Annotated in this window: 8 protein-coding genes; 5 read left to right on the forward strand and 3 right to left on the reverse strand. The window is 40.6% G+C overall.

Annotation, left to right across the window (positions count from 1 at the left end; all coding sequences use genetic code 11):
- Nucleotides 1–226: 226 nt before the first annotated feature.
- From HDC90_RS19975 to HDC90_RS19990, 4 genes are all read left to right on the forward strand, one after another.
- Nucleotides 227–4,234, forward strand: coding sequence for a hypothetical protein (locus HDC90_RS19975; RefSeq protein ID WP_184469532.1), 4,008 nt, complete (start codon nt 227–229; stop codon nt 4,232–4,234).
- Nucleotides 4,235–4,240: 6 nt separating this feature from the next.
- Nucleotides 4,241–8,806, forward strand: a complete 4,566-nt coding sequence (locus HDC90_RS19980) for a DUF6443 domain-containing protein (RefSeq protein ID WP_184469533.1) — start codon at nt 4,241–4,243, stop codon at nt 8,804–8,806.
- A 127-nt stretch (nt 8,807–8,933) separates the two neighbouring features.
- Nucleotides 8,934–9,296: a hypothetical protein gene (locus HDC90_RS19985; protein WP_184469535.1), complete on the forward strand. Its 363-nt coding sequence runs from the start codon at nt 8,934–8,936 to the stop codon at nt 9,294–9,296.
- Between the two features lie 317 nt (nt 9,297–9,613).
- Entirely contained in the window at nt 9,614–9,844 is a 231-nt protein-coding gene (locus HDC90_RS19990) for a hypothetical protein (protein ID WP_184469537.1), read from the forward strand.
- Nucleotides 9,845–10,232: 388 nt separating this feature from the next.
- Here the strand turns inward: HDC90_RS19990 and HDC90_RS19995 are convergent, their stop codons facing one another.
- From HDC90_RS19995 to HDC90_RS20005, 3 genes are all read right to left on the reverse strand, one after another.
- Entirely contained in the window at nt 10,233–11,600 is a 1,368-nt protein-coding gene (locus HDC90_RS19995) for a DNA/RNA non-specific endonuclease (RefSeq protein WP_184469539.1), read from the reverse strand.
- 39 nt (nt 11,601–11,639) lie between these two features.
- Nucleotides 11,640–12,038 (reverse strand): nuclease A inhibitor family protein, encoded by a 399-nt coding sequence (locus HDC90_RS20000; RefSeq protein ID WP_184469541.1) that lies wholly within the window; start codon nt 12,036–12,038, stop codon nt 11,640–11,642.
- A 326-nt stretch (nt 12,039–12,364) separates the two neighbouring features.
- Nucleotides 12,365–13,750 carry a family 43 glycosylhydrolase gene (locus tag HDC90_RS20005; RefSeq protein ID WP_184469544.1) on the reverse strand — a complete coding sequence of 462 codons (1,386 nt, stop codon included), beginning with the start codon at nt 13,748–13,750 and terminating at the stop codon, nt 12,365–12,367.
- Between the two features lie 471 nt (nt 13,751–14,221).
- Here HDC90_RS20005 and HDC90_RS20010 point away from each other — a divergent pair, with 471 nt between their 5' ends.
- On the forward strand, nt 14,222–15,829 hold the full coding sequence (locus tag HDC90_RS20010; protein WP_184469545.1) for a tetratricopeptide repeat protein: 1,608 nt from the start codon (nt 14,222–14,224) through the stop codon (nt 15,827–15,829).
- Nucleotides 15,830–15,909: the final 80 nt, after the last annotated feature.

Consider the following 15,909-nt stretch of genomic DNA (forward strand, 5'->3'; position numbering starts at 1 on the left):
ATTTTAAAATACCCACGGTATGGCGCCCTCTCTTTTCGCTGACGGTATAGCGTAAATATTCACAAGAATGTACCTCATACTTATTTGATTATAATCAAATAAGTATGAGGTATTGTCTACTGGCTGATGGATTGTATAATCAGAGACTTTGGTTTTCTTGTGGTTTATTTGGTTAAGACCATACTTCAAAAAACATATTCAAACAAATTTTTAATGTATAATAATAATGAAAAAAGGATTGATCAATTTTTTTTATGTGCTGTTGCTTATCGTTTACAGTCCGCTATCTAGTTTCTCCCAGGAGCCTGGAGTAGGAAGATATATTGAACAGCCTGTTTCTCCATCCCCCAATGCCGCCTCGTTGGGTAAATACGGTGATATTCCAGTTGGTCTGTATTCAGGTGTGCCAAATATTAATGTTCCGATCTGGCAGATCAATGAAGGGGATCTCTCAATTCCCATATCTCTTTCTTACTATGCTTCAGGGATCAAGGTTGAGCAGGATGCGAGCTGGGTAGGCCTTGGGTGGAGTTTAAATGCAGGGGGGGTAATTACCCGAACAGTAAAAGGTAGACCCGATGAGGAAGCTTATCTTAACAGGTCTTATCCGAAAATTCCGGGACAGTTGCTTAATCCCCAAAATACAGCGGCATCGTCTTGCGATAACTGGGAGGCTACAAAATATGCCTATCTGGTTGGGAAGGGAACATATGACTCGGAGCCGGACGTTTTTTATTTCAATTTTAACGGGCATTCGGGAAAATTTGTCTTTGACGAGGATGGTGGTATTCATACGATACCGTATCAAAAGGTCAAGATTGTGAAGCTGACTAACCTCGATTGGGAAATCACGACTGATGACGGTACCAGGTACAGGTTCGGTGGGCAGGGGAGTTATGAGAATAGTGTAAATTTCTCTGTACTTTACCCATATTACGATTGGGGTGTCACCAATAGAAATAAGGGACGGTTATATGAGTGTCCTTCAGCCTGGTATTTAAAGGAAATAATTTCAACGAGTGGAAGGAAATTATCTTTCGAATACAACGAGGAGAATTATCAGACAGTTTCTGGTATCTCGCAGCGTTTCTTTTTTGATGTAATGCACGCGAACAACGATCTTACCCCTTCGAATAGCGGGAGCCTTTCTGAAATAAGTGGGGTGAGGTTAAAAAGTATAAGCTTTTCCAATGGCAGTGTTGAGTTTATTGCAAACAAAACCAGGGAGGATCTCTCCTTAACGACAGGATATCCTCCAAAGGCGTTGGAAAAAATTGTGATCAAGAACAGGGATCAAGTTCCCTTAAAGGTTTTCTCGCTTAATACTGGTTATTTTCAGGCGGTTGGTACTCCTGCCTCTTATCAGTCTAAAAGACTTAAATTATTATCCGTGACCGAGCTAAGCGGTGATGAGAGTGAACAGTTACCGCCATATATTTTTCAGTATGATGAACTCAATGCTCTTCCTTCAAAAATATCTTCAAGTCAGGACCATTGGGGATATTTCAATGGAAAGGATAATAAGGATATGTATGGTCACCCGCTGTTGGTCCCAAGTATCAACCAGAATTTTAAAAATGCAGCCATCATCAGGCTCCTGTGGAAAAATGAGGGCTACGACTGTGTTGGTTGTCCTATTATAGAATGTGGCAATAACATAGGATATGCCTGTCTGGGTTATGATATGGGCGTAAAGGATTTTCAGTTTAACGGTGCTAACAGGGATTATGATTTTAGCTATGCGAAATCAGGGATATTAACAAAAATTTCATATCCTACGGGGGGATTCAACGAATTTGAGTACGAACCCCATGATTTTGAATTACCGGAATATCATTATAAGACAGGGTCCAAGAGTATTGCCGTTCAGGCATCATGTTATGGGCCGAATAATCCCTCTATTCATCAGGGAGATAAATGTTACTATCAACAGGCGATCACGCCAAATGATTTTATCCCTGCCGATGCGAGGGACAAAAATAGTTTAGTTGCATTTTCGTTCAGTTTTTCTTTTAATCTCGACGGGAATGATAACCGATGCTGCAAATGTGGTGATCCTTATGTTTATTTTAAGGATGTTACTACAAATACGATCCTGGTTGATGCCTTTGGCTTTGCAAGGCTGAAAACTCTTGATCCTTCAATTTCAGCGCAACTTGTCGGTGGGACGGGAAATATGTCCCAAAGCGGGGATTCTTGGCATTTTACGGGGATAAAGCTGGATCCTTCCCATACGTACGAGATTTACGCAAGAACCATTGACTGTCCGGATTACAAGTGCCAGGAATTTCCAGATTGTCCGCAAAGGTCACCAAAGATGGAAGCATACATTGATGCGGGGTTCAACTACCTCACAAATGAGGTTGCGGTTTATAATGGAGTGCTAGGTGGTCTAAGAATCAAAAAAATTATTACAAGCCCCTCTTCAACTGAGCCGGCGATGGCTAAAACATTTGTTTATAAACTGAATGCATCGGGTAATAAAATCTCTAGCGGAATGGTGTTATCTACTCCGGAGTACACGGATAGTTTTATGGGGATTTTTACGACCTCAAGTACGGATGCTCCAACAACGTTTACAGGACGTTATATCAATATCCATTCGATGAACAGTGAGGTGCTGATGGCATCTTCAGGGTCCAAATTCGAACTAGGTCAGACCGCCGGGAATTTTGTTGGCTACCGAGAAATTCAGGAGATCCAGTGCAACGGCCTGGATTGTCCTATTAGCCCACTTGGCAAAAAGATCAGCAATTTTAGTTCAGTAGATACTTACAAGGATAGATACAGCAAAACATTTGGTACGAGTTTCTTTTCAGGCTCAAATATGACCTGTCCAAACCTTCCGGTTTATCCTCCAACGGAATCATACCTAGGGTATGCGATTCCAAATGATGTGGATGAGAACAAACATTATTTCCCTTATGCACCCAGTACAATGAATATGGACTGGAAAAGGGGGCTATTAACAAAAGAAACTTATTACGGTGCTGACAACAAAATAGTAAAGATGGAAGATTACCAGTATAATTCAGATTCGGACCCGAACAACAATACGGTGATCCCTGCAGTGAAAATCTGCCAGTCACCGATCGGGACAGAATTTGATGTGTATTATGGACGTTACGATATCCTTTCTGGATGGAATTATCTGTCATCAAAAAAGACCACAGATTATGATAAGGATGGCAATAAAGTAGAAAATACGACCTCTTACAGCTATGATAATCCCATACATGCCCAGGTGAGCAGTATCGAACATTCATCCAGTAGGTCTGAAGAAAAACAGATCTATGAGTACAAATATCCGGCAGATTTTTCCGATGCGCAGCTGGATGATGTGGGAAGGGATATGAAGGGACAGAAATTCATGCATAGCGCGGTTTTGCAGAGCAATACGAAAAAACAGATCTCAGGGCAGAAATTTGTTGTGGGGAGCCAGATCAATAAGTTCGGTTATTTTTCAAATGCTTCAATTGGAAATTCTATCCAGCTTAAAGAGATTGCAAATCTTGAAAATAAGACCAAGGTGCCTGAAGGTGATGCTGTGGAATTCCCTCCTTATTCTCCAGGTGTTACCTATGATCAGAAGTTTAAGAAAAAAATCAACTATAGCTATGACGGAAAAGGCAGTCTGATCGAATCTGAAAAGGAAGGAAATGTGAAAAAGATATACCTATATGATTACAATTCTTCTTATATGATTGCGGAAGTGGTTAATGGTAAGGATAAGAATAATATTGCCTATACCAGCTTTGAAGCAGATGGCACGGGAAACTGGTTGCTAAACGGAGGATCCTACGTGCAGGGAACAGCTGTTACGGGTAACAAGGGATATTTATTAGCTCCGGGAAACTATATCTATAAGGCCGATCTTAACAACATGGTAAGTTATCTTGTTTCCTACTGGTCCAGAAACGGCTCATTAGTGGTAAATGGAAGCACAGGCGCTCCAAGAGAAAGTATAAATGGCTGGACTAGGCATGAGCATGTGATTAATGGTAGCTCTACAGTCCATCTGTCTGGAAATGCCGTTATTGACGAACTGAGGCTATTACCGGTAGAAGCAGCAATGACTACTTATACCTATGCGCCTTTGATTGGTACAACCAGTATGACCGATGAAAAAAATCAGACCACATCTTACGAATACGATAATTTCTTAAGGTTGAAAAATATCAGGGACCAACATGGCAACATTATCAAAAACAATACTTACCACTTCAAAAATTAACGCGCTGTGAAAAAAATATTATTGTTAATCTGCTTTCTTGCCGGTTTTATATATGCTCATGCATCTCTGAATCCTGGTGATATTGTTGTTGTAGGATTCAACGCTAAAGGATTTGACCAAATTGCGATAATGGCAACCCGGAGTTTTCAGAACGAACATTTCAATATTACTGATGCAGGATGGAATGCCGCTGGTGGTTTCAGGGTTGGTGAAGGAATGCTGATCTCCAGGGTGGAGAGTATGCAGGCCGGTGAAATTATTACCATCAACTTATATTCAGGTTATGGTAGTGCGGGGGATGAGCAATTCAGCATGTCAGGTACTTTTGACCTTGCTGCTAGTGGAGACCAATTGATTATATACCAGGGGGTGGCATCTGATCCTCACATGGTGTATGCGCTTAACTACAGCAGTAAAAAATGGGCAACTGATGCATCCGATGCTGCTAGTTCAGCATTGCCGACTGGTTTGACCAACGGTTATTCTGCTGTGTCATTGATCCAGAAGGAAAGCTATAGGTATGCTCAAAAAATCGATCTTTCGGATCTTGTCCGTTTTTTTGATGATCTCGGTGATTATAACAGTTGGCAGGGTAAAAACGATACAACATATCCGCTCGATAAACGGGATTTTCCGTCCGGATTCATCACGAAACTTGACCCAGGAGATGTTGCCTTGATCGGGTTCAATGACAAAAATGCAGAACAGTTGATTTTTGTGGCCTTGCGGGAAATTTTGGGCGGTACGATGATCAAAATAACAGACAAGGGCTGGACGGGAAGTATATTGGCAGAAAGTGAGGGTACAAAAATATATCTTGTCCCACCACAGGGAATAATTGCAGGACAGGTGATCAGTTTTAGTCCAAATAATACCAATTCTTACAGTCAAGAAAGTTTTGCGCTGTCAACCTCTGGAGATCAGGTACTGGTGTATCAGGGTTCTCCTGGCAGGCCGAGGTTTATATATGCCTATAATTCCCGGGGAGACTGGATGGGCAGCGCAAGCAGTCCACAGAATTCAATGGCTCCTGCCATTATTGGCAGAAACGGTCTTCCTGCAGTAAGGTCGGGTACACAGGCGCAGGGAAACGGATATTATATCGGTGCCCATTCAGGAACCTATTCAGAGCTTTTAATGGCTTTTGCCGATCCTGCAAATTATTTATTCGCCGGTGAATATAATCAGTCTCTTATACCTGCAATTGCTCCTTTTACAATTTTGCCTGATGGGCCACCCATCCCTTCTTTTAGGCAGTGTGCGGTGTTTTCTTCAGCTGCGAGTACAGGACAGAACTATATCAGCACAAAGATCTTTAAAGCTCCTGGTGTGGATCCTACAAATCTTTCTGGCCGAACGGTCTGCGAGATAAATGAAACCGTTCAATATATAGATGGTTTGGGACGCCCGGTACAGAGTGTCACTGTTCAGGGAAGTCCGTCATTTGCCGATCTTGTCCAGCCCACTGGCTATGACGCTTTTGGCAGGGTAGAGAAAAAGTATCTTCCATACGCGACAGCGGGAAATAATGGAAGTTACCGTTCTGACGCTTTGCAGCCGGGCGCAGGTCAAAATCTTTTCTATAATGCTGATAATTCTGTCCCAGGTGGAACGCAAATGGCTAATGGCATTGTAAGGATACCAAGCCCTTTTAGTCAATTAGTATTTGAGAAAAGCCCTATAAGCCGGGTAGTGGAACAGGGGGCGCCTGGAGATAGCTGGCAACCGGTTGCCGATAGCAATGCAGGACACACTGTGAAAACCATATATGGTACTAACACTGCAAATGATGTTAAATCATGGAAGGTAAATGATACTAATGATGGCGCTGTTGCAACTTTTTATGAAGCCGGGAAACTTTATAAAACTGTTTTACAGGATGAAAACTGGAGCAGTACTGATGGGCAGGTGGGAACGAATGAAGAATTTAAAGATGCAGAAGGCCGGGTTGTTCTAAAACGCAGTTTCAATAAAAATGCAGCCCAGGTGACTGAGGTTTTATCGACTTATTATGTTTATGACGATTTAGGGAATCTGAGCTATGTGCTGCCGCCTGCGGTAAATGAGGGAGGAGAGAATATCAACAGTTTTGATGAGACACAGGAGATATTCAAAAACCAGATCTATGGTTATCATTATGATGGAAGAAAAAGATTGATAGATAAGAAAATCCCTGGGAAAGGCTGGGAGCATATGGTCTATAATGTTTTGGATCAGGTGGTATTGACCCAAGACGCTGTCCAGGCGGCTAAATCACCGAATGAATGGTTATTTAGAAAGTATGATGCTCTTGGGCGGGTAGTGATGACAGGACTGTACAAGGCTAATGCGGACAGGAATACTTTGCAGGCAAGTTTAAATATCCCTGGAATTCCGCTTTGGGAAAGCAGGCCAGGAGCTGCTTACAGCAATGTAGCTTTTCCCACTGCTGGTTTTGAACTCTATACGGTTAACTATTATGATGATTATAATTTTGACACCGGAAATTTCGGAGGTCCGACTGGCTCAGTTTATGTAGTTTCAGGACGCATCAAAGGGCTTCAGACAGGAAGCAGGGTAAAGGACTTGGGTACAGGTGCAATGCTGCTAACGGTAAACTACTATGATGTAGAAGGGCGCATGGTACAGAGTAGATCTGAAAACCATTTAAATGGGACCGACATGGTCGGTAATACCTATAATTTTGCCGGAGAACTTACAAACACTACTAGAACACACAGTGCCTCTGGGGTGATCACGGTTATTGCCAATAGGTATGAATATGATCACATGGGCAGGAAATTGGCTACAGTGCAACGGATCAATACTCAAGGCGAAGTTGCGTTAAATAAGCTGGATTATAATGAGCTGGGGCAGTTGAAGCAAAAGAATCTGCACAGTACGGACGGAGTTAGTTTTTTACAGAACACCAGATTTGGTTACAATGAACGGGGATGGTTAAAAAACAGTATTTCTGATCAGTTCAGTATGCAGTTAAACTATAATGATGCTTTGAATGTTGCCCCACAATACAACGGAAATATTTCAAACCAGTTGTGGGGAGCTGGAATCAGTTTGCCAAATATGTATAACTATACCTACGATAAGCTTAACAGACTTAAAAAAGGTAGCAGTATTGGAATATCTATGAGCGAGGAACTGACTTATGATTTAATAGGCAATATTTCGTCCTTGAGCCGCGATGGTGGGCCGGCAAACCAATACAATTACGACAATGGCACTAACCGTTTAAGTTCTGTGAATGGGGTGACGGGAGCATATGTTTATGATGTTAATGGGAATGCAACAACTGACGGTAGAAACAATGCAGTTATAAGTTACAATTATTTGAACCTGCCTGTTCAGATCAGCGGAAGTCAGAATATTAGTTATAATTATAACGCTATTGGAGAGAAACTAAGAAAAGTGGGCCCTGGTGGGACTATTGATTATGTTTCAGGTATCCAATATAAGGTGGATCGATCGATCGATTTTATTAGGACTGATGAAGGCGTGGCAAGGAAGACCGGGGCTAATTATAGCTATGAGTATAACTTAACAGATCATTTGGGTAATGTTAGAGTTAGTTTTTATAAAAATCCTATCAGCGGGGCAATGGAAATACTTCAGCGCGATGACTATTATGCTTTTGGTTTAAGAAAGATCGGTTCTCCAAATTCAAATGTGAACAAGTATCTTTACAATGGCAAAGAGTTGCAGGATGAGCTTGGACAGTATGATTATGGAGCAAGGCTCTATGATCCTGTTATTGGGAGATGGAATGTAGTGGATCCGATGGCCGAAAAAGGCAGAAGATACTCGGCATATAATTATTGCTTTAACAATCCAATTAGGTTTGTTGATCCAGATGGTATGGAGGGAAAATCCACACATACAGATTTCTTTGGAAATGTGATTGCCGTTTATGATGATGGTGATTTGGGAGTGTACAGGCATATATATGCAGAATCTAAAAAAGATGTTGATGATCTTAGAAGTGCGACGGGTACAAGACCTGGAGGAGGTGAGTTTATGGGGGATACCTGGACGGCTTTAGGATTTGCAAATTTTGATGTTTTTGAGGCGACTGGAGAAATTGTAGTAGAAAAAGGAGCACAGATAATGTTTGCGTCCGAATTTGCGACAAATGAGGTTGGTAATATTCTCGCTAATGATCCCTCAGCATATGAGTATTCACAAAAGGCCGGAAGTGGCGGGGATTGGGATATCAAAGCGCATTCTCCTGGTGGTGCAGGATATGGATCTAAATTATTTGGTAAATATGCGTCAGCGAGAGATGCAGGTAATTTTGCTGCGGGTGCGGTCGCGAAAAGTTCATTTTGGCCAGGCATTATGATTGACTATGGATTTGGTCTTTATAGTAAGTCTGGCAATAGTGGAAGTGAGTCAATTAATAATTTTGGTAAGGACATAATGACCACGCCAACGGGTATTGCAGCTAATATCGGGGTGACAGCTAATTTTGGCGAATACAAATTGAGTAGGGAAGGCATTTCTGCCGGTAAAGCTTACATGGAAGGGGTAATAACGAAAGGCACTCCATCTCTTTTGGATTTTTTAAAATTATTTTAATATGATAAAAAACAACAGTATTGTTATAACTCGAAATTTTTTGTATAGTGTATTGCTTCTAATTTTGATTACATCGATCACTTCTTGCGAGAAACGGAACCATTTTATATATTATAAGTATAATGGAGTGACAATCACACGGTATTATGAAGATGCTGAAAGCAGATTTTATTATGGTTATTTCAATAAAGAAAGTGATCTGCCAGACGATTATATATATGGAAAGTACCCGGGGAGAGATGGGGTAATGGACGCTATTCTTATTTTCAAACCAGGGGGTAAGGTGGAAGTTGAACAGTTAAATTCTATTTATATTTATGGGAATCCGAAGAACTTAATACTTCGCCCATATGAATATCCAGGCAGTCGCGAATTTTTAATGAAAATAAAACAACAGGAGAATATTGTTCAAGTATACAGTGCCCTTAATATAGAAATAGAGCGAAATTCAAAAAATGAATCTAAAGTTGTAGTCGTTTACCCCAAATAAAAAATCGCACTTGCAAGAGTAATTTAATGTAGAAATTTAAGCCCGGCATATTTTAAGTGCTGGGCTTTTTTTAAGATTGTCACATCCTGGAAAAACTTGACTAATTAAAAGTTAACAGTATGATAAATTAAGGAATTAGATCAAAAAAGGTAGCCCCGAAAAGCGTTACAGAGAATCTTTTAAAAAGAAAGTTGTTCAGGAATATGAACGAGGCTTTTTAAATAGGATGAAATCCAACTTAAGTATGTGATAGGTGGTAATTAAAGAGTTTTGGAATGGTACCGCCAGTTCAGGTATCTACATGAACGAAGTGTAATATGGGTAACATTAATCAGTTGAGCCGTAACGGTGGTCTGATGAACCAGTATTATTACAGGGGCAACAGGATAGACAGGATCAATAAACAAGTTGCGTTGCTGAGAGCAGATATAAATACAGGCCATGTAATGGATGAGAAACTCGATTTGGCTATTAAGAATGATCAGAAAGTATATACCTTTTTGACGATTCTGAAAAAGCTTTATATGATGCAAAAAACCTCATTTTAGAAAATAAAACTGTGGAGTGTGTCATATACTCAGATGAAAGTAAAATCCTTTATCATTTAGATCATACAAGCTCTCTTATTTAGTGCTTAGCCTATTAAGTTTTAAAAAAGATAAGATTGTAGCAAGAATCTCAACAATAGCGTTAATCGATTCTTCCTATTGGATTATTCATACCAGTAATGCTGTTTTTCGTTCGAAATCTGTTTTATAGGTTGAAGGGAGTAGAATATTATGATGTTTTGGAATAGATACGGCAAAGTCATGATTGGCCTTAACTTTTTATAAGGAAGTAGACTGGCTCCAAAAATTTCGATAATTTAACTATTTCTCTAAACTTTTAGGGGCCAGTCTGTTAATGGATGATGCTCTTTTCTTTGTGATAATTTTTTTAGAGGTTATCGGTAGTGGATTCTATTGCACTTTGAATGGCTGCAGGTACATTCGATAAAATATCGTACCCGGTTGCAGATTCGATAGCATTAACGGTTGTACGATATGTTTTCCAATTGGTATTTAAACCATTTGTATTGGGCATATTTACGGTAATTACCCTTGTGGATGAAGTAATGCGGCTTAAATCATTATTACCGTTAGGCAACACCACAATTACTTTCCAGGTATTAGAAGGTACGTTAATTCTGCCATTATCGATGGTATAAGTAAGCCCGCCGTTGCTTCCTGTACCGCCTGATCCATAAGAGCCACAGATAACATATACTTCGTTGCCTGCTGTTACCAGCGAACGGGTATAATTTTCCAGATCGGCCCATGGCCCCTGGTTATTATTAGGTGCCTGAGGCATCATATTGCTCATTAAGAAAGTGGCAGAATTTGCTGCAACAGAGGCTGTTCTATCTGCCGAAGGACAGTTGTGGCCACGATCAAATCCTGAACCAGAGTAACTGCTGTTGGATACCTGGTACCAGCCAGAAGGCAAAGTATTATCGGCCCTGAAATCGTCTTGCCGAGGTGTAGCGCCCAGATCGGAAGATCCGATATGCCAGCTTACCCAGTTCGGCGTAGCCCTGGTTTTGCTGTAAGAGAGCGTATAATAGGTGCGTTCCATCAGGTAATTTTCGGGATAAGAAGTGCTGGCAACGGCATTGCTGGGGTTACCCATTAAAAGGTTACTGTCATCACCCGGAGTGACCGGAGGATTGGTTGTTCCGCCGACAGTAATACTGAAATCGTCTATATTGATACGTGCAGTACCACCGCTGATTTTGCGGATCTGAAAACGTACATTCCCCGAAATGGCCGTATTAAAGGTTACGGTTGATAAGGTGTTGGTGCTGCTGGTAATGGTACTGCCAGATTGCGACCAGCTCGAACCACCATTGGTAGAATACCAAAGCTGCCAGGTACTGTTGGCATCGGTACCGTATTTACCATGGGCAATACTTACCGCATCTGCTCCGTTGACGTCGAAATTCATACTCAAGATACCGGTATTGCGTATACGGACAGATTGGTTGCCATTTTTTGCGTCTGCCGTTAGGTTTCCTATCAAGGCATCGTCGAGGTTCCAGCTTCCACTGCTTAAGGTTACGGATGCGGCGGCATAACTTCCTTTTGTAGCCGATTCGAAACCTTCAGGAAAACCGGTAACAATAGCCTGTGTGCCGGCAGTAGCTGCCTGGTTATTTAGTTTTTGTTCAAATAAACTGCTGTCTGGCTGAAATTGGTTTTCTTTTTTACAGGCAGCAAGGCCAAGGCACAGAACGGCCAGTAAGCTTATTTTTTTTAATGCTTTCATGTTTAGTTTTAGGTTTATTTAATGGATGGGATAAATGGCTTAGGTTTCGACAGCAAGTGTTTCAATAACCACACAGCTGCCATCGGGCAAATAGCCGGTAATCAGCACGGGGATGCTGTTGCTGCCTTCTACTCTGATTACCTGTATATTAGAGAGGTTTTGCTTTAAGGAGGCATAAAACAAGGCTATTTTACGGGCATTTTCTACCATGGGTGCGTCGGATGCATCGACCTTTGAAATAAGGTGGTTAAAAAATGTAACGTGATCCAGCTGTTTCAAATTGGAGGGAGCTGAATGGTATTGAGCCGCAATTTTTTGCAATAGTTGTGCAGGAGGAATTTTGCCCCAGTCGGCCACTTTAAAAGGGCTTTCTGATTCGGTAAAGTACAATACACCCACTAAAAGTTTGGTAATTGTAGCCAGGATGTTGTTATTCATGTAAATTAGGGATAGCTGTTAACTGGTATTAACGGTTCTAATTTATAGAAAATGTATTTAGATCATACTAAGAAAAGATTAATATTGTGTTAATTTTTTTACATGGTAGTCTGTGGTTGGTTACAATGGTTGCTTTTGAAGCAAAGGCCCTGTAGCAGGTAATGTAAACTGCCGAAAAACTACTGATGCGGTTAGTGAATTAAATCACCTCTCCATTTTCAATAAAGGAGGGGACGATATTTTGTAATTTAAAATGCTTTCCAACAATTCAGCTAATCAAAACAAAATGAAAATTTACATTTCTATAATCAGTTTTTTGTTGTTGACTATTGGTTACCGGTAAATTGCCAGGAATCAAAATAAAATAAGTCATTTTTCCCTTTGAACAGGAAGTAAAGATCATGTAAACCTGTTAAAGATTTAAATGGTGTTTTTATGGTTCTCCAAACATCTCCTTCACCCTTATTTGTAATTTCTACCACCCCCAACACCGGGCCATCTATGGCATCTTTTCGCACTTCGATCTGACCTCCATAGAGCGCTGCCACCAAAACCTCCAAAGCACTTACTCCTTTTGAAAAGTTCACATCTCTTACTTTGATATAATCTCCGTTATGGATAGTTGTGAGTACCATTCCTTTTGGGGTTTTTCCGCCATTTTCAGCAGGCTTAACGCGCCCGAGGTCTGTGGCTAAATCTGTTTTAACACCTTCACTATAAGCCATCGTAACGGCTTTCACGTTTTGATACGGATTAATCGTACCAACGCCCTTCAAATCTTCGGATGTCCAAAACGGAAGTTTTTCAATGGTACCATCTGCTTTGTATCTGAGTTCCTTTACACGAACGGAGCGGCGCTCATAAGGTTGACTCATTGTTTTTATTCTCAACGTTTGGTCAAATCCAAATACATAAGATTTTCCTTTATAATCAATAATCCCGGGATGGTTGCCGGCCGATCGCGGGTCTCCATCCATAATCATACCTGCATATTTCCATGGACCCCTAGCTGTTTCACCCACTGCGTAACCTATTCCTTCAGGGCAGCAGGTTGAAGCATACGCCATATAATATTTCCCTTTCCGTTTCCACGCCCAAGGCCCCTCTTGGTAATGAAAAGGATCACTACTTCCTTTAATTTTTGCGAATGAAGAATCTTTGATCAGATCGCCAGAGATAGAAATCATATCTTCATTAAGTTTAACATACCAGAGATTAGGGTTGCCCCAATACAGGTAGGCCTGCCCATCATCGTCGATTAAAATGGTGGGGTCAATGTCTTCCATCGAATTTTTGATCAACGGCTTTCCGATCGGATCTTTAAATGGACCGTATGGGCTATCTGCTACTAATACACCAATTCCCATGGCATTAGGCATTGAGCAATAAAGATAAAATTTACCATTTCTTTCTACGCATTGAGATGCCCATGCACCATTATCTGAATTTGCCCATTTGAAATTCTTCATATATGCTACAGCACCATGATCGGTCCAGTTAACCATGTCGGTAGAGGTGTATAATAACCAGTCTTTCATTTTGAAGCCAAGCGCAAGGTCGTCATCATGTCCCGTATACAGATACACCGTGTCTCGATATACCAAAGGAGCGGGATCGGCAGTAAATTTAGTTTGAACAACGGGCGTTTGAGATAATGCTATCTGAATACAACATATTAAGGTTAATGTGATCGTTAAAAGTTTTCGGTTCATTTTGAAAATGATAGGCTATTTATAATCTGGTTTATATTTGGTTTGCTGTTTCTCAAATATAATCTGATACGGGTACTATAAAATTATCTAAAACCGACATTTTTTAGCACTATTCCGATATAGAAAATACATGCTTATCGGTAAAGTATTAAAAAAAGCTGTCAATCACTTGATGATACAGGCTTTCTATCGTCTATATCATTTAGTATTGCACAAGGAATTATGGCTGAATGGGAGACTTGTAGATGTATTGTAGACATTTTGGTGTAATGTAGTAGACGCTTTGTAGAATGCAAAGGTTAATTGCCCTTGCCCCAGATGTATAATTTTGTTTCTGATCATATCCAGGCAGAAATCTGGACAATCAGGCATAATAAAATACCAAATCATACCATGCATAACAGTTGGTGAAAAGATTGAGTTTTAATTATTGCTTATATGAATCCATATCATCTATCCGATTAAAAACATATGCAACAACAAAACATCGCAGATCTCGAACATCTACAATCAATTTATAACAGTGGCAATTATGCAGAATGCCTTGAAGCGGTAAATCTTTTCCTGCTTTTTAATCCTGACAGTCTGGATGGACTTTTACTAAAAGGTAAATGTGCATTTGAGCTATCGTATAATAGTGAAGATGCAGATAATATATTAGAGGTGGCCGTTAGTAGCTTTAAAGAGTTGCTCAAGTTGGCACCTGGTCATGAAGAAGCTATGCTGGTTATAGCCTATATTAACATCTGCATAAGAGGTACTAATTTATCTGAATCTATAACCTACTGCAACCAATTGGCCGCATCAAATCTTCCAGATACCAGGATAAAAGCCATCCAGTACCGGCAGGAAGCTTATTATCAAAGCGGAGACATAGACCATGCGTTAGCGGATTTAGATCTTTTAATAAAAATCAGTAAAGAAAACATTTCGGAAGATCGCGGCCGTGCCGATTATGAAACAGGTGTATTGTATACTAAAAAAGCGGCACTGTATTTAGAACATAAGAACGACCCTTCCAATGCGCTTAGGGCATACCAGGAGGGGTTGTCTTTCCGGCATAAAGATGTGCGTGTGTACTGCCTGTTTGCTCACCTGGCGCTTGATAACCAGGATTATGAGTTAGGTGGAAAAGTAGCGCAGATTGCATTATTTATGGGTGATGCCGATGAGGAGTTAATTGAGTTATATTTTAGATTGGATGAATTGACCAGAGAAGGCATCGTTACCCAATCTATTATATATGCCATGTTTATTGCACTTAAGATTTATAAAGAGCGTGTAAATGGTGGCACCGTTGAGTTATTGAGTTTGGCGCAACGTTATATAAAAATTTATCCCGAATGGTCTGTGCCTTATCACTATGCAGGTGCCGCATTATATGAGGTTAAAAGTTATCATGAAGCGCTGCCATACTTGCAAAAAAGTATCGAATTAGGAGGGCTTGCCCTTGGCCTGCAACGCTTTATTGAAATTTCGTACCGGGTAAACGGTGAATTGCCCTCAATTAAAGCATGGCCTGAAGACTCTGCCGTTATGTATTACAATGCCGGGGTAAGCTTTTTTTATGAGTCGGAGGCAGAGATCAGAACTAAAAACAATGCCTGGGAACTTTTACAGATCAGGGCTGGTTTTTACAAAATCTCTTACGATGCTTTCTATAACTATTTCTATAATGGCAAGGGAGATAGCGCCGCCAATGAGCCGCATATTTTTGCTATGTGCTGTAATAATTATGGGATAGCTTTAAGCGAGCTGGGAGATTATGAAAACGCTATCGAAATACATCAGCGTGGATATGCATTATCTCCTTTCTGGGAGCAACTGTATAGCTTAAGCGTGGCATTGCTGGCAACTAAACGATATCAGGAAGCAGTTGATGTGCTGGAGCAGGCAACGGCTTACGGCAGCGATTATTTAAGCTTTGAAGATTATATTGATTTAAAGGGTAAATACCTCACGGCTATTTATGGCCTCGGCCAGAAAGAGGAGGCGAAGGCGCATTTAACTGAAGTGGAAGAGGAATATAATAACTTTATTAAAACCTATGGAAACGGGCTAACATGCATATACCAATAAATTTGACCCCCTTTCGCCAATTTCAAATTGACCCCCAGAGTTGTTGCTTGAAAAAAGCAGAAGTTGTTGTGCAAAAAGGC

Source organism: Pedobacter sp. AK013, assembly GCF_014205835.1.
GTDB lineage: Bacteria > Bacteroidota > Bacteroidia > Sphingobacteriales > Sphingobacteriaceae > Pedobacter.